The sequence below is a fragment of the Synechococcus sp. A18-25c genome (genome assembly GCF_014280035.1).
In the GTDB taxonomy this organism is placed as follows: Bacteria; Cyanobacteriota; Cyanobacteriia; order PCC-6307; family Cyanobiaceae; genus Synechococcus_C.
In genome coordinates this window covers 171,608-196,248 of sequence record NZ_CP047957.1, presented here as the reverse complement: position 1 = coordinate 196,248, position 24,641 = coordinate 171,608, and the positions used below count along the sequence as shown (strand labels likewise).

The 24,641-nt window shown below is 60.8% G+C and carries 24 protein-coding genes and 1 riboswitch; of the genes, 13 read left to right on the top strand and 11 right to left on the bottom strand.

Features of this window, described 5'->3' with window-relative positions:
• Window positions 1-46 precede the first annotated feature (46 nt).
• Window positions 47-1,519 (top strand): mannose-1-phosphate guanylyltransferase/mannose-6-phosphate isomerase, encoded by a 1,473-nt coding sequence (locus SynA1825c_RS00900; protein WP_186469893.1) that lies wholly within the window; start codon window positions 47-49, stop codon window positions 1,517-1,519.
• On the opposite strand, the gene glmS is transcribed toward SynA1825c_RS00900, so the two are convergent.
• Together glmS and psaC are read right to left on the bottom strand one after the other, a co-directional pair.
• Window positions 1,506-3,410 (bottom strand): glutamine--fructose-6-phosphate transaminase (isomerizing), encoded by a 1,905-nt coding sequence (glmS, locus tag SynA1825c_RS00895; protein WP_186469892.1) that lies wholly within the window; start codon window positions 3,408-3,410, stop codon window positions 1,506-1,508. The genes SynA1825c_RS00900 and glmS overlap by 14 nt on opposite strands.
• A 65-nt stretch (window positions 3,411-3,475) precedes the next feature.
• Complete coding sequence (psaC, locus tag SynA1825c_RS00890) at window positions 3,476-3,721, bottom strand: photosystem I iron-sulfur center protein PsaC (protein ID WP_006850103.1); 246 nt, start codon at window positions 3,719-3,721, stop codon at window positions 3,476-3,478.
• A gap of 151 nt (window positions 3,722-3,872) precedes the next feature.
• Between psaC and acpP the strand changes: the two genes are divergently transcribed.
• The 7 genes from acpP (at window position 3,873) to SynA1825c_RS00855 (ending at window position 11,592) form a co-directional block, all read left to right on the top strand.
• Window positions 3,873-4,115, top strand: coding sequence for an acyl carrier protein (gene acpP / locus SynA1825c_RS00885; RefSeq protein ID WP_066910276.1), 243 nt, complete (start codon window positions 3,873-3,875; stop codon window positions 4,113-4,115).
• 11 nt (window positions 4,116-4,126) lie between these two features.
• Window positions 4,127-5,374 (top strand): beta-ketoacyl-ACP synthase II, encoded by a 1,248-nt coding sequence (fabF, locus tag SynA1825c_RS00880; protein WP_186469891.1) that lies wholly within the window; start codon window positions 4,127-4,129, stop codon window positions 5,372-5,374.
• 86 nt (window positions 5,375-5,460) lie between these two features.
• Entirely contained in the window at window positions 5,461-7,470 is a 2,010-nt protein-coding gene (gene tkt / locus SynA1825c_RS00875) for a transketolase (protein WP_186469890.1), read from the top strand.
• A 70-nt stretch (window positions 7,471-7,540) separates the two neighbouring features.
• Complete coding sequence (locus SynA1825c_RS00870) at window positions 7,541-7,963, top strand: GtrA family protein (protein ID WP_186469889.1); 423 nt, start codon at window positions 7,541-7,543, stop codon at window positions 7,961-7,963.
• On the top strand, window positions 7,963-8,655 hold the full coding sequence (locus SynA1825c_RS00865) for a glycosyltransferase family 2 protein (protein WP_186469888.1): 693 nt from the start codon (window positions 7,963-7,965) through the stop codon (window positions 8,653-8,655). Before SynA1825c_RS00870 ends, SynA1825c_RS00865 begins: the two co-directional genes overlap by 1 nt.
• An 8-nt stretch (window positions 8,656-8,663) precedes the next feature.
• Window positions 8,664-9,605: a UDP-glucuronic acid decarboxylase family protein gene (locus SynA1825c_RS00860; protein WP_186469887.1), complete on the top strand. Its 942-nt coding sequence runs from the start codon at window positions 8,664-8,666 to the stop codon at window positions 9,603-9,605.
• Between the two features lie 4 nt (window positions 9,606-9,609).
• Window positions 9,610-11,592: a hypothetical protein gene (locus SynA1825c_RS00855; RefSeq protein ID WP_186469886.1), complete on the top strand. Its 1,983-nt coding sequence runs from the start codon at window positions 9,610-9,612 to the stop codon at window positions 11,590-11,592.
• 10 nt (window positions 11,593-11,602) lie between these two features.
• Here the strand turns inward: SynA1825c_RS00855 and thiC are convergent, their stop codons facing one another.
• The 6 genes from thiC to ruvB form a co-directional block, all read right to left on the bottom strand.
• A complete protein-coding gene (gene thiC / locus SynA1825c_RS00850) occupies window positions 11,603-13,006 on the bottom strand; it encodes a phosphomethylpyrimidine synthase ThiC (protein WP_186469885.1) in 1,404 nt (467 codons plus the stop codon).
• 46 nt (window positions 13,007-13,052) lie between these two features.
• Window positions 13,053-13,161, bottom strand: a riboswitch (TPP riboswitch).
• A 32-nt stretch (window positions 13,162-13,193) separates the two neighbouring features.
• Window positions 13,194-13,820, bottom strand: coding sequence for a HEAT repeat domain-containing protein (locus tag SynA1825c_RS00845; protein ID WP_186469884.1), 627 nt, complete (start codon window positions 13,818-13,820; stop codon window positions 13,194-13,196).
• 4 nt (window positions 13,821-13,824) lie between these two features.
• A complete protein-coding gene (locus tag SynA1825c_RS00840) occupies window positions 13,825-14,055 on the bottom strand; it encodes a DUF3188 domain-containing protein (protein WP_186469883.1) in 231 nt (76 codons plus the stop codon).
• Entirely contained in the window at window positions 14,052-15,227 is a 1,176-nt protein-coding gene (locus tag SynA1825c_RS00835) for an amidohydrolase (RefSeq protein ID WP_186469882.1), read from the bottom strand. Before SynA1825c_RS00835 ends, SynA1825c_RS00840 begins: the two co-directional genes overlap by 4 nt.
• Window positions 15,224-16,018, bottom strand: coding sequence for a tetratricopeptide repeat protein (locus SynA1825c_RS00830; protein WP_255478420.1), 795 nt, complete (start codon window positions 16,016-16,018; stop codon window positions 15,224-15,226). The genes SynA1825c_RS00835 and SynA1825c_RS00830 overlap by 4 nt, the downstream gene beginning before the upstream one ends.
• The gene (ruvB, locus tag SynA1825c_RS00825) at window positions 16,015-17,097 is read right to left on the bottom strand and encodes a Holliday junction branch migration DNA helicase RuvB (protein ID WP_186469881.1); all 1,083 of its coding nucleotides are present in this window, start codon (window positions 17,095-17,097) and stop codon (window positions 16,015-16,017) included. The genes SynA1825c_RS00830 and ruvB overlap by 4 nt, the downstream gene beginning before the upstream one ends.
• Window positions 17,098-17,162: 65 nt before the next feature.
• Between ruvB and smpB the strand changes: the two genes are divergently transcribed.
• On the top strand, window positions 17,163-17,657 hold the full coding sequence (smpB, locus tag SynA1825c_RS00820; protein ID WP_186469880.1) for an SsrA-binding protein SmpB: 495 nt from the start codon (window positions 17,163-17,165) through the stop codon (window positions 17,655-17,657).
• Window positions 17,658-17,666: 9 nt separating this feature from the next.
• On the opposite strand, the gene SynA1825c_RS00815 is transcribed toward smpB, so the two are convergent.
• On the bottom strand, window positions 17,667-19,736 hold the full coding sequence (locus SynA1825c_RS00815) for a protein kinase (RefSeq protein WP_255478477.1): 2,070 nt from the start codon (window positions 19,734-19,736) through the stop codon (window positions 17,667-17,669).
• A gap of 93 nt (window positions 19,737-19,829) precedes the next feature.
• Between SynA1825c_RS00815 and egtB the strand changes: the two genes are divergently transcribed.
• The 4 genes from egtB to SynA1825c_RS00795 are packed head-to-tail and all read left to right on the top strand — an operon-like array spanning window position 19,830 to window position 22,781.
• On the top strand, window positions 19,830-21,047 hold the full coding sequence (egtB, locus tag SynA1825c_RS00810; RefSeq protein ID WP_186469878.1) for an ergothioneine biosynthesis protein EgtB: 1,218 nt from the start codon (window positions 19,830-19,832) through the stop codon (window positions 21,045-21,047).
• 9 nt (window positions 21,048-21,056) lie between these two features.
• The gene (gene egtD / locus SynA1825c_RS00805; RefSeq protein ID WP_255478419.1) at window positions 21,057-22,028 is read left to right on the top strand and encodes an L-histidine N(alpha)-methyltransferase; all 972 of its coding nucleotides are present in this window, start codon (window positions 21,057-21,059) and stop codon (window positions 22,026-22,028) included.
• Between the two features lie 25 nt (window positions 22,029-22,053).
• Window positions 22,054-22,296, top strand: a complete 243-nt coding sequence (locus SynA1825c_RS00800) for a hercynine metabolism small protein (RefSeq protein WP_186469877.1) — start codon at window positions 22,054-22,056, stop codon at window positions 22,294-22,296.
• Window positions 22,296-22,781: a hercynine metabolism protein gene (locus SynA1825c_RS00795; protein ID WP_186469876.1), complete on the top strand. Its 486-nt coding sequence runs from the start codon at window positions 22,296-22,298 to the stop codon at window positions 22,779-22,781. Before SynA1825c_RS00800 ends, SynA1825c_RS00795 begins: the two co-directional genes overlap by 1 nt.
• 9 nt (window positions 22,782-22,790) lie before the next feature.
• Here SynA1825c_RS00795 and SynA1825c_RS00790 read toward each other — a convergent pair whose 3' ends face one another.
• Both SynA1825c_RS00790 and lysS read right to left on the bottom strand, forming a co-directional pair.
• Window positions 22,791-23,054, bottom strand: a complete 264-nt coding sequence (locus tag SynA1825c_RS00790) for a hypothetical protein (protein ID WP_006042532.1) — start codon at window positions 23,052-23,054, stop codon at window positions 22,791-22,793.
• Window positions 23,055-23,132: 78 nt separating this feature from the next.
• Window positions 23,133-24,602 carry a lysine--tRNA ligase gene (gene lysS, locus SynA1825c_RS00785; protein ID WP_186470924.1) on the bottom strand — a complete coding sequence of 490 codons (1,470 nt, stop codon included), beginning with the start codon at window positions 24,600-24,602 and terminating at the stop codon, window positions 23,133-23,135.
• Window positions 24,603-24,641 lie beyond the last annotated feature (39 nt).

Genomic DNA, 24,641 nt, shown 5'->3' with positions numbered 1-24,641 from the left:
GAGATCAGTTGAGGGAGAATGGCACGCACTGTATCCGGCGCGTGCTGTGACGAGCCCTCTGATTCCGGTGATTCTTTGCGGCGGCACCGGCACACGCCTTTGGCCCCTCTCCCGCGCCAGCTATCCCAAACAGTATTGGCCCTTGGGCGGCAATGGTGAGGAAACCCTCCTGCAGCAGACCCAGCAGCGCCTGGAAGGCATCGAGGCCCTTGGAGCACCACTACTGATCTGCAACGACGACCATCGCTTCATCGTGGCCGAACAGATGCGCCAGATCGGCGTCGAGCCTGGTGCCATCTTGCTGGAACCCATGGGGCGCAACACCGCTCCCGCAGTTGCTGTCGCCGCTCTGCAAGCCACAGCCCGTGGCGAAGACCCGCTGCTGCTCGTGCTGGCCGCCGACCACGTCATCCGTGATGGTGAGCACTTCCGCGCCGCCATCGATGCCGGACGCAGCGCCGCCGAAGCTGGACGACTGGTGACCTTCGGCATCGTGCCCACCGCACCGGAAACTGGCTACGGCTACATCGAAGCCGCCAACCCCATGGAGGCCGGAGACCTCACCACGGTGCCGATCGCTCGTTTTGTGGAGAAGCCCGACCGCGCCACCGCCGAGCAGTTTCTGGAGAGCGGCCGCTTCACCTGGAACAGCGGCATGTTCCTGTTCAAGGCCAGCGCCATGCTTGCGGAATTAGAGCGTCTGGCACCAGAAGTGGTGAGCTGCTGCCGCGCCGCGCTGGAACAGGACATGGCCGATCTTGATTTCCTGCGCCTGGAGCGAGAAGCCTTCGCCAAATGCCCCAACGTGGCCATCGACGTGGCTGTAATGGAGCAGACCCAATTGGGCTCGGTCTTGCCGCTTTCGGCCGGCTGGAGCGACGTAGGCAGCTGGAGCGCACTCTGGGACACAGCTGATCGCGACCATAACGGGAACGTCTTGCGCGGCCGTGTGATTAGCGAGGGCAGCCGCAACTGCTACCTGCGCAGTGAGCACCGTCTGGTGGTGGGACTGGGCGTGGAAAACCTGGTGGTGGTGGAAACCGACGACGCCGTGCTGATCGCCGACCGCAGCCAGGCGCAGAACGTGAAAACCGTGGTGAAGCAGCTGGAAACCGACGGCAGCCCCGAAGGCAAGGCCCACCGCAAGATCTACCGCCCCTGGGGCCACTACACCGGCGTGGTGGAAGACAGCCGCTGGCAGGTGAAGCGCATCTCCGTCAATCCTGGCGCCAGCTTGTCGCTGCAGATGCACCACCACCGCGCCGAGCATTGGATTGTGGTCAAGGGCACCGCGATGGTGGAACGCGACGGCGAATCACAGCTGATCGGCGAGAACCAGAGCACCTACATCCCCCTGGGCTGCAAGCACCGGCTCACCAATCCCGGGCGCATTCCCGTGGAACTGATCGAGGTGCAGAGCGGTGCCTACCTCGGCGAAGACGACATCGTGCGCTTTGACGATGTGTACGGACGCAGCGATCTGGCCGCTGCAGCCAAAGCAGTGATTACTCCACAGTGACGCTCTTGGCGAGATTGCGAGGCTGATCCACATCCAGTCCCCGATGGGCGGCGATGTGGTAGCTCAGCAATTGCATCGGCACCACGGTGAGCAGCGGGCTAATCCACTCGCTCACCTCCGGTACCGGCAGCAGTTCGTCGAACAGTTCGGTGTCAGCGCAGATCGGCGCCACACCGATTAACTGGGCATCGCGAGCTTTCGCTTCCTGAGCATTGCTCAGCACCTTCTCGAACACCACGCCAGGCACCGCGATCGAAATCACCGGCACATGGGTGTCGAGCAGCGCGATCGGCCCGTGCTTCATCTCGCCGGCGGGATAGCCCTCGGCATGGATGTAACTGATCTCCTTAAGCTTCAGCGCCCCTTCCAAAGCGATGGGGTAGTTGATGCCCCGCCCCAAGAAGATCACATCCTGGGTTTCCGCGAAGCGATGGGCCATGGCCTCCGAGCGCTGATCGTGCTGCTGTACCAGGGCGCTGAGCTCCTCAGGCAAGCCCCGCAGCTCCGCCACTAAAGCAGCGATCTCGGCACCGCTGCGAGACCCTCGTCTTGCGGCGAAGGCCAGGGCCAACGCATAGAAGGCCAGCAGTTGGCCTAAAAAAGTCTTGGTGGCAGCCACTCCCACTTCAATGCCGGCACCGATGTCGAGCAGGTGCGTCACCTGCCGTGCCAGGGAGCTTTCCGGACGATTGGTGACCCCCAGCTGACGAGGGGCATAGGCCGGATCCCCATGGGCCTGGCGTCGTTCGGCGTCCATGGCCAGGGCCGCCAGCGTGTCGGCGGTTTCTCCCGACTGCGTGACGCCGATGGTGAGTGTGTTCGGAGCCAGCGGCGGTGGGGCATAGCGGAATTCACTGGCGTAATCCACGCTGGTGGGCACACCAGCGAATTGCTCCAGTAAGTAGGCGCCCACCTGGGCCGCATGGCGGCTGGTGCCGCAAGCGAGAATCTGGATGCGATCAACATTGGCGTAGAAGCCTTCGTCGAAGGGCAGCGCCACGGGTTTGGATGCCGGCAGGCTTTCCGGCAGATGGCGTTCCACCCACAGCCGTGCCGTCTCGGGCTGCTCATGAATCTCCTTGAGCATGAAGTGACGGAACTCCCGCTTGTCCGCCACATGCTCCTGACCGCTCAGCAGTGTGGGGCTGCGTTGCTGACGCGCACCATCAGCGTTGTAGAGCTCGATGCCCAACGGCCCCAGCAACGCCACTTCGCCGTCCTCCATCGGCAGGATGGTGCGGGTAAAGCCCGCCAGGGCAGGCGTGTCGCTGGCGCAAAGAAACTCGCCTTCGCCGAGGCCAATCAGCAGCGGGGCTGCCTTGCGCGCCACCACTAACGCTCCAGGAACCTCTGCCCAGAGCACCGCCAAGGCGTACGCCCCCTGCAAGCGCGGCAGCACCGCCTGCACAGCCGCCAACAGGGTGCTGCCATCCGCAGGCTCTCCGGCGGTACTCCGACGCTCCAGTTCAGCCGACACCAGATGCGGAATGACCTCGGTGTCGGTGTCGGAGCGAAACGTGACCCCCGTCGCGGTGAGCTCATCGCGGAGCAGCCGGTGATTTTCGATGATGCCGTTCTGCACCACCGCCACACGACCCGATCCATCCCGATGGGGGTGGGCGTTGTGCTCTTCCGGCTTGCCATGGGTGGCCCAACGGGTGTGGCCTATGCCGCAGAAGCCAGGAGCCCCCTCCTTATCCACCTTAGCGGTGAGATTTACCAGCTTGCCCTTGGCACGCACGCAGTGGAGCGCGCTAGCGCCATCGGCCCCTAAAACATCAACCGTGGCAATGCCTGCGGAGTCGTAACCGCGATATTCCAGCTGGCGCAGGCCCTCCAACAGCAGCGGTGCCGCTTCCCGCGAACCGATCACCGCAACGATTCCGCACATACAAAAAAGCCCGGCAATGCCGGGCTGAGCTTATGAGTTGTTGGATAGAAAACCGATTGGCGTAATCAATACGCCAGACCCATGCTGCGGGTGGTTTCGTCGCCCAGGTAAACGCGGATGCTGAGAAAGTCCGTAGGGCAAGCGGTTTCACAGCGCTTGCATCCCACGCAATCTTCGGTGCGGGGCGAAGACGCAATCTGGCCGGCTTTGCAACCGTCCCAGGGAACCATCTCGAGAACGTCGAGAGGGCATGCGCGCACACACTGGGTGCAGCCGATGCAGGTGTCGTAGATCTTGACGGCGTGGGACATGTACCCGTCTCGGTGCAGAGGACTTGGGGTCAACGTACCCGGGGTGAATGCTTCTGAGGCCAAGCTCGCGCTTTGCCGTCACTGTTGTTAACGACGAGAGGTGGTGGGGATAAGGCCAGCCCGTAAGATGCGGCGTCCCGTCTTCACGGCCATGTCCCAGGAAGCGATCCTCGAAAAAGTCCGTTCGATCGTGGCGGAGCAACTCAGTGTTGACGCCGGCGAAGTGAAGCCGGAGTCGAATTTTCAGAACGATCTGGGCGCTGACTCGCTTGACACAGTCGAGCTGGTGATGGCCCTGGAAGAAGCCTTCGACATCGAAATCCCCGACGAAGCCGCTGAAGGCATTGCCACTGTTGGCGACGCCGTCAAGTACATCGAAGACAAGCAGGCCTGAGGATCGGCAGCATGGTGGAGGGTCTCCAACGCGTCGTGGTCACTGGCCTCGGCGCGGTGACACCGATCGGCAACAGCGTTGCCGAGTACTGGTCTGGCCTCACCTCAGGCCGCAATGGCGTCGCGCCGATCACCCTGTTCGACGCGGAACAACACGCCTGCCGTTTTGCCGCCGAGGTCAAGGATTTCGATCCCAGTGGCGTCCTTGAACCCAAGGAGGCCAAACGCTGGGATCGGTTCTGCAAGTTCGGTGTCGTCGCCGCCAAACAGGCCCTAGCCGATGCTGGCCTCGCGATCACCGATGCCAACGCCGATCGGATTGGCGTCAGCATCGGCTCCGGGGTGGGCGGACTGCTCACCATGGAGACCCAGGCCCACGTACTGGACGGCAAGGGTCCTGGCCGAGTGAGCCCTTTCACCGTGCCGATGATGATTCCCAACATGGCCACCGGCCTGGCAGCAATCGCTCTCGGAGCCAAAGGTCCCAGTTCCGCGGTGGCCACAGCCTGCGCCGCAGGATCCAATGCCATTGGCGATGCCTTCCGTCTGCTGCAGATGGGCAAGGCCGACGTGATGATCTGCGGCGGCGCGGAATCCGCCATCACCCCGCTGGGCGTGGCCGGTTTCGCAAGTGCCAAAGCCCTGTCGTTCCGAAACGACGATCCCGCTACGGCCAGTCGCCCCTTCGACAGGGAGCGAGATGGCTTCGTGATTGGTGAGGGGTCCGGCGTGCTGGTGCTGGAAACCCTGGAGCACGCCAAAGCACGCGGCGCCACGATCCTGGCTGAAATGGTGGGCTACGGCACCACCTGCGATGCCCACCACATCACATCACCAACCCCCGGTGGCGTGGGCGGAGCAACAGCCATGCGACTTGCCTTGGAGGACGGTGGCTTGAGCGCCGACAGCATCGACTACGTCAATGCGCACGGCACCAGCACCCCGGCCAACGACAGCAACGAAACAGCAGCCATCAAAAGCGCTCTCGGCAGTCGCGCCCAGCAGATCCCGGTGAGCTCGACCAAATCAATGACCGGTCACTTGCTGGGTGGATCCGGCGGCATCGAGGCGGTGGCCTGTGTGCTGGCTCTCCAGCATCACGTGGTGCCCCCCACGATCAATCACACCAATCCCGATCCCGAATGTGATCTGGATGTCGTGCCCAACACCGCCCGTGAGCTCAAGCTAGTCACGGTGTTGTCCAACTCCTTCGGCTTCGGCGGCCACAACGTCTGCCTCGCCTTCCGACGCATGAGCTGAATCTTTCGGTCTGGCCCGTTTCTCAGGGCCCTTGACCCGTTGTTTCAGACTGCTCGTACTCCTTACCGAATTACACCCTCCACGTCATGGTCGCTGCGCCCGCTTCTGTCGACACCCTTTGCATCAACAGCATCCGCATGCTGGCGGTTGATGCCATCAACAAATCCAACAGTGGCCACCCCGGCCTGCCGATGGGCTGCGCTCCGATGGGTTACGCCCTTTGGGACAAGTTCCTGAAGCACAACCCCAAGAATCCCAAGTGGTTCAACCGCGACCGCTTCGTGCTGTCGGCCGGTCACGGCTGCATGCTGCTCTATGCGTTGCTGCACCTCACCGGTTACGACTCCGTGACCATCGACGACATCAAGCAGTTCCGTCAGTGGGGCTCCAAGACTCCCGGTCACCCCGAAACCTTCGAAACCCCTGGTGTTGAGGTGACCACAGGCCCCCTCGGTGCCGGTATCTCCAACGCTGTGGGATTGGCTATCGCCGAATCCCACCTGGCCGCCAAGTTCAACAAGGCCGACGCCACCGTGGTGGATCACTACACCTATGTGGTTATGGGTGATGGCTGCAATCAGGAAGGCGTGTCCTCTGAGGCTGCCTCCCTGGCTGGCCACCTGAAACTGGGCAAGCTGATTGCCCTTTACGACGACAACAGCATCACCATTGACGGTCGCACCGATGTGTCCTTCACCGAGGATGTGTTGAAGCGCTACGAGGCCTACGGCTGGCACGTCCAATACGTGGCCGAAGGCAACACCGACGTGGATGCCATCGCTAAGGCGATCGAAGCGGCCAAGGCTGTGACCGACAAGCCGTCGATCATCAAAGTGACGACCACCATCGGCTACGGCTCCCCCAACAAAGCTGACACCGCTGGCGTGCACGGTGCCGCCCTGGGCGAAGAGGAAGCAGCGCTCACCCGTCAGCAGCTCAACTGGAACTACGGCCCCTTCGAGGTGCCCCAGGAGGCCTACGACCAGTTCCGTCAGGCCATCGAGCGTGGCGCCAGCCTCGAAGCGGAGTGGAACCAAACTCTCGCTGCTTACCGCACCAAATACCCCTCCGAAGCCGCCGAATTTGAGCGCATGCTGCGTGGTGAGCTGCCGGAGGGCTGGGACAAGGATCTGCCCACCTACACTCCCGAAGACGGTGGGCTGGCCACTCGCAAGCACTCCCAAATCTGCCTAGGCGCACTGGGCCCCAACCTGCCTGAGCTGATCGGTGGCTCCGCCGACCTTACCCACTCCAACTACACCGACATCAAGGGTGAAACCGGCTCCTACCAAGCCAGCAGCCCCGAGAAGCGCTACCTGCACTTCGGTGTGCGCGAACACGCCATGGCGGCCATCCTCAACGGCATCGCTTATCACAACAGCGGCTTGATCCCCTACGGCGGCACCTTCCTGGTCTTCGCCGATTACATGCGTGGCTCCATGCGCCTTTCGGCTCTAAGCGAGCTCGGCGTGATCTATGTGCTCACCCACGACTCCATCGGCGTCGGTGAAGACGGCCCCACACACCAGCCAATCGAGACCATTCCCTCCCTGCGGGCGATGCCCAACATGCTGGTGTTCCGTCCTGGCGACGGCAACGAGACCAGTGGTGCTTACAAGCTCGCGATCCAGAACCGCAAGCGCCCCAGCTCCCTTTGCCTCAGCCGTCAAGGCATGGTCAACCAGGCCAATTCCTCTATCGACAAGGTGGCCCTGGGCGGCTACGTGCTCGAAGACTGCGAAGGCACGCCTGAGCTGATCCTGATCGGCACCGGCACCGAGCTCGACCTTTGCGTGCAAGCCGCCAAGCAATTAACTGCCGAAGGCAAAAAGGTCCGCGTGGTCTCAATGCCCTGTGTGGAACTATTCGACGAGCAGAGCGACACCTACAAGGAAGACGTGCTTCCCAATGCCGTGCGCAAGCGCCTCGTGGTGGAAGCCGCTGAATCCTTCGGCTGGCACCGTTTCATCGGCCTCGATGGTGACAGCGTCACCATGAATCGCTTCGGCGCCTCCGCCCCGGGGGGCACTTGCCTCAAAGAGTTCGGGTTCACCGTTGAAAATGTTGTGGCAAAATCCAAGGCGCTTCTTGGATGAAGACGACATGCCTGTGAACAGTCAGCAGCCCCTGCCGTCTCGTTCACAGTCCTTGGATGACGCATCATCAATGTCCTCTTCTGTGATCGAGCAGGGGGGGACTTTTGCATCCACTCCGAAGCGTCAACGTGGTCAGAAACGACGCTTTGGGGCTGCCGGAATTATCAATGTCTTGCTGACCAACCTGGTATTGCAAGTGCTGCTGGCCAGCAGCATCGTGAGCGTGACTGCCGCCACCTTGATCAGCCAGCTGATTAACACCTGCCTGGGGTACGCCATATACGGAAAGATCGTTTTCAAAGCCCAAGGGCTCCGCCACCATCGACCGCTGCTCCGCTACATCTTGCTAATGACAGCCATGTGGCTGCTGAACACCGTCGGCATTGAATTCGGAGCCACAGTTGGACTCAATAAAAACCTTGTGGCAGCAGGGCTGATCCCCTGTCTGGCCATGTTATCGTTCATCGCACAAAAATACTGGGTGTTCAGATAATGAAGCTAAGCATCATTATCCCTTGCTACAACGAGTCGAGCACCATTCTATCGTTGATTGCAGCTGTCAAACAATCACCGGTTAAAGAGAGAGAAATCATCATTGTCGACGACGGCTCCAAAGATGGAACCCGCGACATTCTTGGTGAACTAAGCGATCCTGAAGTCCGCGTTATTTTTCACAAAGCAAATCAAGGCAAAGGCGCTGCTCTCAGGACCGGGTTTCAGGAAGCAACGGGAGACATTTGCATCGTGCAGGATGCCGACCTTGAATACGATCCCCAGGAATTTCCGGTGGTCATCCAGCCAATTCTGGAAGGCAAGGCTGACGTCGTGTTCGGAAGCCGTTTCCAAAGCGGAAGACCACATCGCGTCGTGTATTTTTGGCACCGCATCGGCAACGGGGTGCTGACGCTAATGAGCAATTTTTTCACGGACCTGAACCTCTCCGACATGGAGACTTGCTACAAGGCATTCCGTCGCGAAGTCATCCAATCGATCAATATTCGCGAAAATCGCTTTGGTTTCGAGCCTGAGGTGACCGCCAAAGTTGCGAAGATGAATCTTCGAATCTACGAAGTAGGCATCTCCTACTACGGCCGCACTTACGACGAAGGTAAAAAGATTGGATGGAGAGACGGCTTCAGGGCGATTTACTGCATTCTCAAATACAATCTTTGGTCTAAACGTTGAATTCCTCCATGCGTCTCACCCGCAATCTGATCACTGGTGGCGCTGGCTTCCTTGGCTCTCACCTCACCGATCGCCTGATGGAAGCAGGCGAAGAAGTGATCTGCCTCGATAATTACTTCACAGGACGCAAAAGCAATATCGCCCAATGGATTGGTCACCCGAAATTTGAACTGATTCGGCACGATGTCACCGATCCAATCCGCCTTGAGGTGGATCGGATCTGGCATCTTGCTTGTCCCGCTTCGCCGGTGCATTACCAGTTCAATCCAATCAAAACCGCCAAAACCAGCTTTCTTGGCACCTACAACATGCTGGGGCTGGCACGCCGCGTCGGCGCGCGTCTGCTGCTGGCTAGCACCAGCGAGGTCTATGGCGATCCAGAGGTGCACCCTCAACCTGAGAGCTATCGCGGCTGCGTCAACACCATCGGCATTCGCAGCTGTTACGACGAGGGAAAACGCATCGCTGAAACCCTTTGCTTCGATTACCACCGCATGCATGAGACGGAAATCCGTGTGATGCGAATTTTCAACACCTACGGGCCTCGGATGCTCCCCGACGATGGCCGTGTGGTCAGCAACTTCATCGTGCAGGCCCTTCAAGGCCAACCCCTGACGCTGTACGGCGATGGCAGCCAGACCCGATCCTTCTGTTACGTCGATGATCTAATCGAAGGCATGATTCGCCTGATGAACGGTGACCACACAGGTCCCATCAACATTGGCAACCCCGGCGAATTCACCATCCGCCAACTGGCTGAACTGGTGCGAGATCAGATCAATCCGAACCTGGAGCTGATTACACAGCCACTTCCGCAGGATGACCCCTTGCAACGGCAACCGATCATCGAGCGCGCTCGAAAAGAATTGGGATGGGAACCCAAAGTGGCCCTGAACGATGGGCTCCAACCCACCATTGACTGGTTCAGAACAAGCTTGAACAAAAGCTGAACACATGATCAACATTCAAATCATCAAGGCGGCTCATCTTGTGCTGCACTATCTAATCGTCCCTGCCATCGCAGTGACAATGACGTTGTGGCCAACACTGTCAAGCGGATTAGAACAATTACAAACGGATCCTGGGGATACGCTCTTAAATCTTTACTTCCTAGAACACGCCTTTCAACATTTCTCAGGACCCAATAGTCTCAATCCAGATCAATACTGGTCACCTAATTTCTTCTGGCCGATCAGAAATACTTTGTCGTGGAGTGATCACCTTTTAGGACCAAGTGTACTCTACGGGGTTTTCAGATTTTTTCTGGATCCCTTTCAAAGCTACGTATCTTGGCTAATTTTAACGCTTTCGCTTAATTACATTTCCATCCGAGTCGCCGTTCAACGGATCGCCCCAACAACTGCCGCCATCTGGATGAGCATCATCGCTCTGGCAACAGCATTCAGCCCCACGATCACCCAACAGTTAGGACACCCTCAACTCCTGAGCCTCTTCTTGATTGGACCGATCTTGGTTCTCTGTCACCGCTTGATTCAAGAGCCAAGCGAAGATTTTTCGGCGACATGCTGGCTCGGCCTAGCATCTTGGATACTCTCCATCGGTTTTTTCAATATTTATATCTGTGTCTATGCATGTTATGGCACATTGATTTGTAGCATTATTCACCTTTGGGAGCGATTAAGGGTCAAGAATCGAATCATAAGAGTTGGTCAACACTTTAAAAGAAACGTAGTCATCTTTATCTCAATTATAAGTGCAAATTTAATTATTTATTGGCCGTACCTTCAAACATTAAAAATATTTGGAAAGCGTCCGGGAGGTGAAATTCTCAATAATCTGCCAAAACCTTTGAGCTACTTCTATAGCAGTAAAATCTGGTTGTTGCATGCACCCTGGACTCCCGATAATCGCCCCACGGAACTCATTTATGGAGCCGAGCAAGAGCTCTTTCCAGGCTGGATTTTTCTCATCCTCTTGACCGCAGCAATAATCACAGCAGTCCGCAGAAACAGAAAAACACCTAATGGGTTGATTCAGTGGCTTTGCGTGATCGCGATCATGGTACTTTTCAGCCTTTCATGGAGCGGGATTAGCGCCTGGCCCCTGATTAGCAAGCTTTTGCCAGGGGCAAGCTCACTGCGAGCATCCAGCAGGATTGGAATGATGATCATCCTCTTCGCTGCTCCTGCACTGGCAATAGCGGCGCAGCGCTGGAAACTTGAGCTCAATCTCACCAGGGCAACATTGGTTGGGTTCCTCGCAATGCTTGGGAGCTTTGCGGGGATCTGGCCCATTAATTGGCCATCGTTTTCGCTGAAGCAATGGAAAAAAGAACTGAACACTCTCACCGCATCGCTTAGCAGCAGCCAATGCTCTGCATTTTGGTATCAATGGAGTGAACAAGTTCCATGGCGCGCACATGTTCTGGCGATGCATGCCCAACAGCGCACAGGTATCCCCACGGCTAACGGCTACAGCGGACATTTTCCACGGGACCAATGGCCGTTCACCAATCCATCCGGACGAAACGCCTTTCAATGGATTGAGCTCGCAAGTTATAAAAACCATCACGAAGCACGTGCCGTCAACGACACAAACAGCTGGTGCGTCGCAACGTTAAACAGCGAAGGAAGTGCATCACTCAGAGATCCTGAAGACTATATGACGATTACAACCAAAAGCGTCGAAAACATACTTCTCAACAATGGAGATTTTTTAATTGGTTCTAAATCCAGCGGTCTTTATTTTAAAACCAAAGGACAAGCGAATTCACTTTGGATTTTGATTTCAAGAAACGATGCGCCAGTGAATTCCGATCGAGGTGATTTTGAAATTGTCAAAGCCGAGTTAAATGATGATTATGATGGCAGCCTATTCATCACCGATCGCAACATAAAGCAAGGGATTCAATACATCTGGATTGTCAACGCGCAGACAGGTGAATTCCTCGGGCAGACAATGGAAAGCCTGCCCTAATTCTTAACGCTCAGTCCGCCTTCTTCAACTTCACTCCAGCCATATCAGCGGCTCCACGTTTGGCATCTAAAGCTTTTTCGAGTCCCTCGATATCTTCATCGGTGATCTTGGTCTGCATCGGACAGTGCTTGGGACCGCACATCGAGCAGAACTCCGCCTGCTTATAGATGTCGGCCGGCAGGGTCTCGTCGTGATACTCCTTAGCCCGCTCTGGATCCAAGGACAGCTCGAACTGCTTGTTCCAGTCGAAGGCGTAGCGGGCACGGCTCAGCTCATCGTCACGATCCCGCGCACCAGGGCGATGACGGGCGATATCAGCCGCATGAGCGGCAATCTTGTAAGCGATCAGTCCTTCACGCACATCGTCGGCATTGGGCAGACCCAGGTGCTCCTTGGGCGTCACGTAGCAGAGCATCGCTGTGCCATGCCAGCCGGCCATGGCGGCACCGATGGCGGAGGTGATGTGGTCGTAACCAGGCGCGATGTCGGTCACCAGAGGGCCCAGCACATAGAAGGGTGCTTCGCTGCACTCCTCCATCTGCTTCTTCACGTTGAACTCGATCTGATCCATGGGCACATGGCCAGGGCCCTCCACCATCACCTGCACGTCGTGCTTCCAAGCGCGGCGCGTCAGCTCACCCAAGGTGTGCAGCTCAGCCAGCTGTGCAGCATCGGAGGCATCGTGCTGACAGCCAGGACGAAGGGAATCACCCAACGAGAAGGTGCAGTCGTAGCGCTTGAAGATCTCGCAGATGTCGTCGAAGCGGGTGTAGAGCGGATTCTGCTTGTGGTGATACAGCATCCATTGGGCCAAGATGCCGCCGCCACGGCTGACGATGCCGGTGATCCGGCCCTTCACTTTGGGCAGGTGCTCAATCAGCAGACCCGCATGGATGGTCTGGTAGTCGACGCCCTGTTGGCAGTGCTTCTCGATGATGTGCAGGAAGTCGTCTTCCGACAGACGTTCGATCGAACCATGCACGCTCTCGAGTGCTTGATACACGGGCACGGTGCCGATGGGCACCGGGGAGGCGTTGATGATCGCAGTGCGCACCTCATCCAAATTCACACCGCCGGTGGAGAGATCCATCACCGTGTCGGCGCCGTACTTCACCGCCAACTTCAGCTTCTTTACCTCCTCCTCGGCGTCAGAGGCATTAGGGGAGGCACCGATGTTGGCGTTCACCTTGCACTTGCTGGCGATGCCGATCGCCATCGGTTCCAGATTGCCGTGGTTGATGTTGGCGGGGATCACCATCCGGCCCCGAGCCACCTCCTCCATCACCAGCGATTCAGGCAGGTTCTCCCGATGGGCCACAAAGGCCATTTCTTCGGTCACCACACCCTGCCGGGCGAAGTGCATTTGCGACACGTTGGCTTGTCCGCGACGGGACTCAACCCAGGAAGTACGCATGATCCGTTCAGCAAATGGACTGCCAGGAGCCGGCCGATCAGCCGCGGATCACATGTGGTCACTTCCCTGGCGCCGGCATGACCCGGATCAGGTTCAGAGGGTGTGATCTCAGCCCTTCCGGCCGCGAACGACCTCAGGCACCCCTAGTGGTGTTTGAACCGTAGCAAGCGTTCCGAAAGTGGAGGGGTCAGGTCGCTTGCAAGCCGTTCAGTGCCGCCGCCACCACCCGATGGTCGCCGTCCTGCTGCAAGGGCCGCAACAACGTCCGCGCCTGCTCACCGACCGGTTGATCCCGGCCCTCACGCACAATCCGACCCAGGATCTCGGCGCCACTGACCCGCACGGTGCCATCGGCATCGGTGATGGCGACGGAGGCAAGGTCCAACAACCAACCCAAGTTGATCTGGGGCTGCTCCGCTAGAGCCGAGAGGATGCTGCAGCGCACCAGCCAAGCGTCATCGGCCAGGAACGCTGCCTTCAGCAGAGGCCAGGCCCGCTCCACGCCATAACTGGCTAGGGAATTGGCGGCTTCAGCTCGCACGTTGCTGTCATTGTCATTTCGCAGCAGCTTCTCCAGCACCGACCAACCCTGCTCCGTGCGCTTGTAACCCAGCCCGCTGCAACTCAGGGAACGCACCAGGAAGGCCTCCTGCTCACTGCCCAGCACCAACAAAGGCACCGCCTCCTCGTCGGTGCAGAAGCGCAGCTGGGTGAGAGCCGGCATCGCCAGGGTGGGGTCTCCAGAACCGATCGCTGTGCGCAGCGCGTCGAGATCGGGAGCGTCATCCGCAGGCGATGGCGGTGTGGATGCCATGGACTCAGTGCTCCTCGAATCGACTGCTGCGCAAAGCCACCAGCAGTTTGTGGCGCCGGCGCCGGCGACCCACGACCGCATGGATCACCAGGCCAGAGCCCACAAGGATGGCAGGTAGAGCCTGCCAACGATCGGTCCCCTCCCTCTGAACCAGGCCAACCAAGCCCAACAACACAAGCAACGGTGCTGCTAAAGACAGCAACACAGACACGGGCAAACGCGATGGGCGGGTCATAACACCGGCTCCCAAGCCAGGATCGCAGCGGTCAACACCCGGATACCTGTCTCCAAACAACGCTCATCCGGCAGGAAATGACCGTTGTGCAGGGGAGCGCATCCGTCGGGACCTGCCACTCCCAGGCGGAACATCATTCCCGGCACATCGCGAATCAGCTCAGCAAAATCTTCCGCTCCGAGCGATGGATGCTCCAACCGCAGCACCTGATCCGATCCCAGCTGCTCGATGGCACATCGTTCCAACAGCGCCGTGAGCCGAGGGTCGTTGTGCACAGGCGGCGCGATGCAGCGGTAACGCACCACGGCCGTCGCCCCAAAGGTCGAGCAAATGGCCTGCACCGTGTCCTCAATCCAACCGGGCAATCGATCGTGCAGATCGCTGCAGAGACAGCGAACGGTGCCCAGCAGGGTGACGCGATCGGCAATCACGTTGTAAGCCTTGCCCCCTTCGATCCGGCCGAAACTCACCACCACCGGGTGCAGGGCATCCAGCCGGCGGCTGATCGCCTCCTGCAAACCAGTGACCACCCGGGATGCAATCCAGATCGCATCCACCGACTGATGCGGTCGTGCTCCGTGGCCGCCCTCACCGATCACTTCAATTTCCAGCTCACCGGCAGCGGCAGTGAGGCTGCCGCAGCGCACGCCGATGTTGCCCACAGGCAACGAGGGGAACACGTGCACCCCGAACAGGCCGGCCAGACCATCCGCGGCGCCGGCTTCACGCATCCAGCGCGCACCCTGGGCAATCTCCTCCGCCGGTTGAAACAGCAGACGGATACCAAAGGGCAACGACGCTTCAGCAGCCAGCAGTCGCGCCACACCCACGCCAACGGTGCTGTGCAGGTCGTGCCCACAGGCGTGCATCACGCCCTGGCGAACAGATGAATAAGGAAGTTTGGTGCGTTCCTCAATCGGTAACGCATCCATGTCGACCCGCAGGCCGATTGTTGGCCCTTGCCCAGGCCCCAGCTCCGCCACAACACCGGTTCGTCCCACCCCCTCACGCACTCGCCAACCGGCCTCGCGCAGCTCACCGGCAATCAGCGCTGCTGTCTGATGTTCCTCACCGCTGAGTTCCGGATGGGCATGCAGATGACGCCGGAACTCGATCAACTCCGGCAGCAGCTGGATCAGGCGCTCGGACCAAGACGGAGCGAGGGTCGTCATGCCACCTCCAGCGCAAGAAAGCGCTCAAGATCCGCAATCGGGCCTGGCGGCCAGCGGCGCACCTGTGCCAGCCAGGAAGCATCGCGGTAGCTGGGATCCAATCCAGCAGCTGCCGCCCAATGACTTTCGGCTTCACCGCGGGAACCCACGCGCCAGAGCAGAGCACTAAGGGCAGCGCGGGCATCGGCAAACAAGGGATACCGACGGATCAGATTGCGAAGCTGGCGTTCGGCTTCCTGAAGATCCTCCAGCTGATACAGAGCCAAGGCATCACTGGAACGGGCCATGGCAAAACCCGGCCTGGCATCGGCAGCCAGGCGGTAGAGACGCTGGGCTTCCCGCCAGTCGCCTTCCGAACCACGCACATTGCCAAGGTTGTAAAGCGCCGACGCATCGCTCGGATCACGATTGAGAATCCAGTCGTAATCCGCCGCGGCCTCGGGCCAGCGCTGCAGGGCTTCTTCCGCGGTCCCGCGGTTCAGATGCGGGTCAGCGTCATCGGGAGCCAATTCAATGGAGCGGGTCTGATCTGCAATCGCCCCCTCCGGATCCCCGAGCATCAAGCGCACATTGCCGCGATTGCTCCAGGCCGCCGCATCCCTGGGAGCGAGGTCGAGCACCTGATCCCAGATCGGCAGCGCCTGCTCAGGATCGCCTTGTCGGCTGAGGGCCAGGGCGCGATCGAACAGAGTTGGCAGATCGTCCGCTGCCGCCCAGGCCGCCGTTGGAGGCCAGGACGCCAGCAGCAGCACCGGCAGAAACCATGCGATCAGCTGTCTCCGCCAGTTCATGCCGCTGCCTCCTGATCCGACCAGCCAAGATGACATCGCCCCGCGTCCGTCACCACCCGTCCGCGCGGTGTGCGCTGCAGAAAGCCGAGCTGAAGCAGATAGGGCTCCACCACGGATTCCAACGTGGTGGGATCTTCTCCGAGGGCTGCCGCCAGGGTGTCTAACCCTGCAGGGCCACCGCCATGGGACTGGATCAGCAGCTCGAGCAGCCTGCGATCACTGGCATCCAGGCCCTTTTGATCCACCCGGTGCAGTGTGAGGGCCTCATCCACCAGGTCGCGATCGATGCAGCCGGTGCACTCACGCACACAGGCCACGTCACGCACCCGCCGAAGCAAACGATTGGCAATCCGCGGCGTGCCCCGGCAGCGGCGGGCGATCTCAGCACAGGCCTCAGGGCTGAGGTCTAACTCCAGCAGTCCCGCAGCCCGCTCCACAATTGCCTGCAGGTCGTCCAATCCGTAGAACTCCAACCGCTGAATCAAACCGAAGCGATCGCGCAGCGGCGAGCTGAGCGCACCGGCCCGGGTGGTGGCTCCCACCAGAGTGAAAGGTGGCAGCTCAAGGGCACGGGTTCGGGCGGTGCTGCCCTTACCCACGGTGAGATCCAAGCGCCGATCTTCCATCGCGGGATAGAGCAGTTCTTCTGCCACCCGACTGAGCCGGTGAATCTCATCGATGAACAACAGCTCCTGAGGCTGCAAATTCACCAGCAAGCCAACGATGTCACGGGGGCGCTCCAGAGCAGGAGCACTGGTGATGCGGCAGTTCACCCCCAATTCTTCGGCCAACACCATGGCCATGGTGGTTTTGCCGAGACCCGGCGGTCCGTAGAGCAGCACGTGATCAAGCGCATCACCACGACCGAGGGCCGCCTGCACGGCGATACCGAGCACCTGCTTGAGCTCGCGCTGACCGATGTAGTCGTCCAAACGGCGAGGTCTGAGGCCGTCATCGCGACCAGGGGCCGCCGTTGGATCCAGATCGTCTCCGGCTTGCCGGGCACCATCCACGACCCGGCTAGTCGGCCGTTCCGGCCGGGGGCGTGGGGCTGCGGCGTTGGAAGAAACGATCGCCATGGTTGGAAGGGTACCGAGCCCTGGATAGGGTCGGGGAATCAAGCGGCTGAGGAGCCGAACGGTCCATGGCCAAGGGTGGAGGCAAAAAGAACGCAGCAGCGCGGGCTGCCGCCAATCGCCTACTGGCGGACAACCGGCTGGCCAGGCACCAATACGACATCCTCGAAACCCTGGAAACCGGCATTGAGCTGGTGGGGACCGAGGTGAAGTCGATCCGGGCCGGTCAGGCCAACCTGCGCGATGGCTTTTGTCTGATCCGCAACGGCCAGCTGCAACTGCACAACGTGCATATCTCCCCTCACACCCACGCCAGCGGCTACTACAACCACGACCCCCTCCGAGTGCGGCGGCTGCTGGCGCATCGCCGGGAGATCGACAAATTGCGCGGTCAGCTGGATCAGAAGGGGTTAACGCTGATCCCGCTGAACATGCACCTGCAGGGCTCCTGGATCAAGCTGACAATTGGCCTTGGTAAAGGCCGCAAGCTGCACGACAAGCGTGCCGCCGAAAAAGACAAGCAGATTAAGAAAGAAACCCGGGCCGCCATCGCCCGTTATTAAGCGATGCGCTTAGGGCGGCGGCGGTGAAGCGATGCCAGCCGGTGCCGGCAGAGCCTGAGGTGCACTGGGCTCTACAGCTTCGCCAGATGCATCGGACTGAGTCGGAGGCTCCTCCACACCCGCCGGCTTCGGACCGGGCGGTTCCGGAAGCGCCTCGACAGGGCCCTGCACGCCGGTGGCCGGGTCTGGAATCGGATCCAGGTCCACCTCCGGTAACGGTTGAGATCCCGGCAGATCGGCACGACAAGACAGCGTCAGCAGTCCCGAGGACACACCGTCGTTGGTGACGAGCACCTGCACCGGTGATCCCGCCTCGACCGGAAGGGTGACCACCCGAAGCGGTCCACGGTCCGCCATCACTGCACCGTCGGCTGCAAAGACCGTCATCTGCATCAGTGGGGTGCCATTGATGCCAAGCACCAGACGGCGCCCGGCCGGCACCGCAATTGAAATCAATCGTGCCCCACCTGCAGGCACCCGGCTGGTGAGCACCGTGGGCGTGAGCTGCCGGGCCTTCACGGTTTCAATCTGCACGTCCTCCAGGCTGCGCAACGCCGCAGCAATCCAGAGCTGCCGGTAAGGCTCCGGCGGTTTGACCCCTGCCGGTGCACCCGGCAACAGCGCTTGGGCTGAAGCACTCACAAGTTGCTCTACCACCCTGGCGTTCACCCCTTGATCGACCAAGGCCTGTCGCTGACTTTGCCAGTCGGCAGGTTTGAGCTGACCCAGGCGACTGCGCAGGGCGGGCGGCAGTCGTTCCACCCGAGCCAGCCACTCATCGGCCAGGTCATTCCAGACCCGCCGAAGTGGGGCATCGTCGAGGGAATCACTGGGCAGGCGACCACCACGCTCGGGGAAACGGGCCATCAGGCTGGCATCCACCAGTTGCAGGAACCAACTGCGATCCACCTGCAACGCCCGCAGACGACTGAGCAACTGCTGTCGTTGATCCACCTCAGCGGGGGGCAGGCTGGTGGCCCCACGACCGATCAGATCACGATCGGTGGAAGGCGCCTCAGCCGGTGATTTACCCCTGCTGAGCAGAAACCAACCAATGGCCGTCCCCAACACAGCCGAGATCAGCAAGGCAGCCACCACAGGCCAGAGGCGTCCTTCCGCTGCCTGTTGACGTTCCTCCGCCCGCGGGCGGCGGCGCGAGGCCTGCCTGGCTGGCGGCGTGAACGTCGGCAGATCCGGTGAGTGGGCTGCGATGGATTCAGGGTCGGGATCAGCCGCCACCACAGGGGCCAACACCACGGTGCGATCGGCGCGGGGCTGCGGCCCCGTCGATTCAGGCATCGTTACCGCCTGGAGAGCGCGGAGGGCTTCAGAGGCTTCATCAAAGCGCTGGTCCGGCTGCTCCGACAGCAAACGCTCCAGCACTTGGCGGTAGGGGGGGGCCAGTTCAAGATCAGCGGGCGCGCTCCAGTGGAGACCTTCGGCATCCAATAACTGCTCCGGCGGCCGCCCGGTGAGCAAGGTGAGCGCCGTCACCCCGAGCCCATGAAGATCCATCCAGGCCGCAGCCGGTTCCCGCCGGCCTTGCGCTCGCGGGGCATAGCTCGCTGAGGCACCCTCGAGGGGCTGGGCTCCAGAGCGCTGCAACAGTCCGAAATCGAGCAGCACCGGCAACCCGTCATGATCGCGGCGCAGGAGATTGCGGGGATTGATGTCGCCGTGCACCAGCGCATGGCCGTGAAGCACCGCCAGAGGTGAGAGCAGTTGACGCATCAAGAGCAGCACCTCACCAGCACCAAACACCAGCTGGCGCTGAAGCCGCTGCTCCTGGATCTGGTGGAGGGTCGACCCCTCCTGCCACTCGCGCACCAGCCAGAAGCTGTCGTGGGACTCAATCAGCCCTCCAAAGCGAGGAATCTGAGGATGCAGCACCGACTGGATCGCTGGCCACAACTGGCGAAATCGCTGCTGAGCCGCATCAGTTTTCAACTGCCTGAGTGCCACAGCCGTATCCCCGGCCATCTGGTCGGCAGCACGCCAGAGCACAGCATCCGATCGATCAGGATCGTTGGAGCAACACCGATCCAGGCGATACCGCTCAGCCAACAACGTGCCGATCACGAATGGGGCTGCAGAGTTGGCTGATGCTAAGTGCAGTGTCTCGCTGAACTTGCTGAGGATCTCCCTAGGGTCACTCGGGTACGACTCCATCCCATGGCCGCTGGCTCCCTCCTGGATCGACTGTTGGAGGTGCGTCAGGCCAGCGAAGCCTTGATCGCTCCGCTCGACGCAGAGGACCTCAATCTGCAGGGCATGGCCGATGCCAGCCCGCCTAAATGGCACCTAGCCCACACCACCTGGTTTTTTGAAACCTTCGTGTTGAAGCCCCATCAGCCGGATTACACACCGGCAGATCCCCGCTGGAGCTACCTGTTCAATTCCTATTACGACACGGTCGGTCCTCGCCAGCCGCGGCCGCAGCGAGGCCTCCTCAGCCGACCACCCATGGCCGACGTTGCGGCCTGGAGACAACGGGTTACCCAGGCCCTGGAGACGCTGCTAGTGCATCACGCCGATGGCCCCTGGCGGGAGCTGGTGGAGCTGGGACTGCAGCACGAGCAGCAGCATCAGGAGTTGCTCCTGATGGATCTACTCGATGGCTTCAGCCGGCAACCCCTGGAGCCCGCCTATCGCGACGACTGGTGTGAGCAAGATGAGGATCTGCCTGACAGCGGCCCGACCTGCGCCGACGACCTCCATGGTCCCTGGCTGCACTGCCGGGGAGGGCTGGTGGAGGTGGGCCACCAAGGGGATAGCTTCCATTTCGATAACGAAGGACCACGCCACCGCACCTGGCTCGACCCCTTTGCCATCGCCGATCGGCTGGTGAGCAACGGGGCCTATCGCCGCTTCATCGACGACGGTGGTTACCGCCGCCCAGACCTGTGGATGAGCGAGGGGTGGGCGGAGTGCCAACGCCGGGGCTGGCAAGCACCCCGCTACTGGCGGCGGGATCGCGATGGAGAGGGGCCCTGGCGCTGGGAATTCACTCTGGGAAGCCGACGCCCACTAGAGGATCACCGGCCAGTGCGTCACCTCAGCTGGTTCGAAGCTGATGCCTTTGCCCGTTGGGCCGGGGCACGGTTACCCAACGAAGCAGAATGGGAATTCGCCAGGGTTCAGCATGGAGAAAACCTGCTCCAGAGCCATGGCCAGCTGTGGCAATGGACCGCCAGCCCCTATCGGCCCTATCCCGGGTTTCATCCCGCGGCCGGGGCTGTTGGCGAATACAACGGCAAATTCATGACCTCCCAGTTCGTGCTGCGTGGCAGCAGCCGGCTCACCCCCCCTGGACATGCCCGCGACACCTACCGAAACTTCTTCCCCCCAGTGAGCCGGTGGATGGCCGCAGGTCTACGTCTGGCGCGATGACCACCCCCCATGACAATTACCACCGCCACACGGCCAACCTTGATCGACCTGCATCCGCCCGCGGCGGACATGCAGCGATTGGTGAAAGAAGGCCTGGAACGGGAACCCCGACAGCTCCCCGCCTGGTTCCTCTACGACGCTGAGGGCTCGCAGCTGTTCGATCAAATCTGCCAACAACCGGAATACAGCCTCACGCGCACGGAAATTGCCCTCCTGGAGCAGTCAGCCGAGGAGATCGCCACCGCCATGGGCTCTGGCGTGATCGTTGAATTCGGTGCCGGCAGCGCCCGCAAGGTGGGGCCATTGCTGAACGCGATGCAACCCGCGGCCTATGTGGCACTCGACATCAGTGCAGCCCATCTCCAGCAGGCCACAGCCGCACTGCAAGCTGCGCACCCCGGGGTGCCGATGCTGGGCATCTGCTGCGATCACAGCCGGCTGGAGGTCCTGCCTGACCACCCGCTGCTGCAAGGGCAGCGACGTCTGGGCTTTTTCCCTGGCAGCTCCCTCGGCAACTTCACGCAGGAGGAAGCAGTTCGGCTGTTGCGGCGCTTCCGCCTGCTGCTGGATGGCGGCCCCCTGCTGCTCGGTTTGGATCAGCCCAAATCGCAGACAAGGCTGGAAGCCGCCTACGACGATGCGGCAGGCATCTCCGCCGCCTTCGCCCGCAATTTGCTGCAGCGCCTGAACCGGGACCTGAGCGCCGATTTTCAGCCCCAACGATTCTCTTATCAGGCGCAATGGCAAGCGGCGCACAGCCGCGTGCAGATGGTTCTGGTGAGCGACTGCGAACAGACCGTCTCCATCGGTTCCAGCTCCTGGCGCTTTGCCGCTGGTGAACCGCTGGTGACGGAATACAGCGTCAAGTATTCACCCGAGATGGCCTGTGATCTGGCTGAAGCCGCAGGTTGGCGCTGGTGTCGCCGCTGGCACGACCCGGCCGACGACCTCTCCCTGCACTGGCTGGAACCGGCAGACTGAACATTAGAGCCGCTGAAGCACAGCCATGGGACTTGAAGAACGACGTCAGACGATCAAGGCCCAGCGTGAGCAGCTGATCAGCGAACTGGAGGCGATTTACATGGGAGCGTTCGAGCGGATCGGCCAACTCGAAATGGGGGAAGGGGCGGTGGCGCGGCTGACGCAGCTGATGCTGCGTTCCCGCGAAGCAGCGATCACGCCGCTCCAGGAGGAGATCGAAGCACCATTAATCACCCGAGCACCGGACCAGGCCGGCCAGACCAACTGATGGCCCCCACCTGGCTGGATCAACTGGAGCGCAATCTGGAAGAGCGCCTGGACGCGTTTCTGCGTTCCAATCCCGATCAAGATCGTCTGCTCCAGGAGCAGCACCTGCAGGACCGGCAACGCGATCTCTGCCGAAGACGCGATCAGATGCAGCTGCAAGCCCGGGACCTACGTCGCCAGTTGCTGTCGCTTGCCGAACAGGTGCAGGCCTGGGGTGCACGCAGCGACAAAGCCCGCGATGCCGGTGCCGATGACCTGGCGCAGCGGGCCAAAGACCACGTCAGCACCTTGATGAATCAAGGCAGAGTTCTCTGGACAGAGCTGGATCGGCTCGGACAGAGCTTCAAGGACCTCGACCGTCAGATCTCTGACCTCAACCAGCAGGCCAGTCAACAATCGGGACAACGCAGCCTGGATGAAGACTGGGCCTTGTTCGAGGCCCACCAGGAGCTGGAGGAGCTGAGGCGCCGTCAGGGCCTCAGCTGAAAGCGACCCTCAAGCCTTGGGGGCAGGGGGCTCGAGACTCACATTTTCGGGTGGAGGCGTGGGGTCAGGATCGGCAATCAGCATGTGCTGCAACACGATCTCAGGACGCTCACTGTCTCGCCAGCGGATGCGATAGGCGGGCATTTTGGTGCCTCGGCTGGTGGTCTGCTCCACCGGCTCCATCACCCAGCCACGGCGGGAGCGCCCCTGGGGATTGCGCTTGACCACCGCATCGGCGTGCTTGAAGCGGAAACCTACGCGCTCACCACTCATGGGAAAGGGACCATGCCACTGTGAACCATTATCCACCCTGAGGGTTCAGGGTGGCCAATTCCGGCTTGAAGGACTGCTTTAAGCGTCGGGCCGCAGCAGCGGGAAGGCGATCACATCGCGGATCGAAGGACTGTCGGTAAGCAGCATCACCAGCCGATCAATGCCGATGCCAAGCCCGCCCGTCGGCGGCATGCCCACTTCTAAGGCCGTGACGAAATCTTCATCCAGACCCTGGGCCTCGAGATCGCCGGCAGCCTTGCGCTCCTGCTGCGCTTCCAGGCGCTGGCGCTGATCCACAGGATCGGTGAGCTCACTGAACGCATTGGCATGTTCACGACCCACAATGAACAGCTCAAAGCGTTCGACCAGTCCAGGCTTGCTGCGATGCGGGCGCGCCAGGGGTGAAATCTCCACCGGGTAATCGATCACGAATGTGGGCTGGATCAGCGTCGACTCCACCGACTGCTCAAAGGCTTCGTTCAGCAATCGACCCACCGAATCAGCCAGCTCAGGTGCATGCAGGCCTTTCGCCTGCATCGCGGTCGCTGCGTCATCACGGCGAGTAAAGCTGTTGAAATCCAGTCCGGTGGCGTCCTCCACCAGCTCATGCATGGTGGCGCGACGCCAAGGCGGGGCCAGATCAATCTCGGTTCCCTGATAGGTGAGGGTGGTGGTGCCGCAGACCTCCTGACAGACCGAGCTCACCATCTGCTCGGTGAGCTCCATCATCCCGATGTAATCGCTGTAGGCCTGGTAAATCTCCACCGAGGTGAATTCAGGGTTATGGCGGGTGCTGACGCCCTCGTTGCGGAAGATGCGCCCCAGCTCGTAAACCCGTTCAAATCCACCGACCACGAGACGCTTGAGGTGCAGCTCCGTGGCAATCCGCAACGTCAGCGGCAGGTCCAGAGCGTTGTGATGGGTCTCGAAGGGACGGGCATCGGCACCACCGGGCTGGCTCTGGAGCACCGGAGTCTCGATCTCCAGAAACGCACGGTCATCCAACCAGCGGCGAATGGCACTCACCGTGTTCGCCCGGCGCCTGAAGGTCTCTCTGGACTGGGGCGTCACGATCAGGTCGAGGTAACGCTGGCGGTAGCGCTTCTCCACATCCGCCAGGCCATGCCACTTGTCTGGCAAAGGCTGCAAAGCCTTGGTGAGCATCGTCCACTCACTCACCTTCACCGACAATTCACCGCGGTCGGTGCGGCGCAGGATGCCCTGGACCCCGATTAGATCCCCTGAATCCACTAGGGACGTGATCTGGGCAAAAGCCTCCCCCAGGGCAGCTTTCTCGAGAAACAGCTGAATCGTGCCAGTTTCATCCGCCAGAGTGAAGAAGGCGAGCTTGCCCATAACCCGACGGGTCATCACCCGGCCGGCCACCGCCACAGTGCAGTCCCGCTCCTCACCCTTGGGCAAATCAGCATGGTTCGCCTGCAGCGCAGCCATCCGATGGGTCGGCTCAAACAGCAAGGCGTAGGGCTCACGGCCCTGATCTCTGAGTGCATTCGCCTTCTCGAGGCGGGTCTCACGCAGTTCAGACACAGGGGAGCGGGATGCAGTCGGGCGCCACTCTGCCGGTCG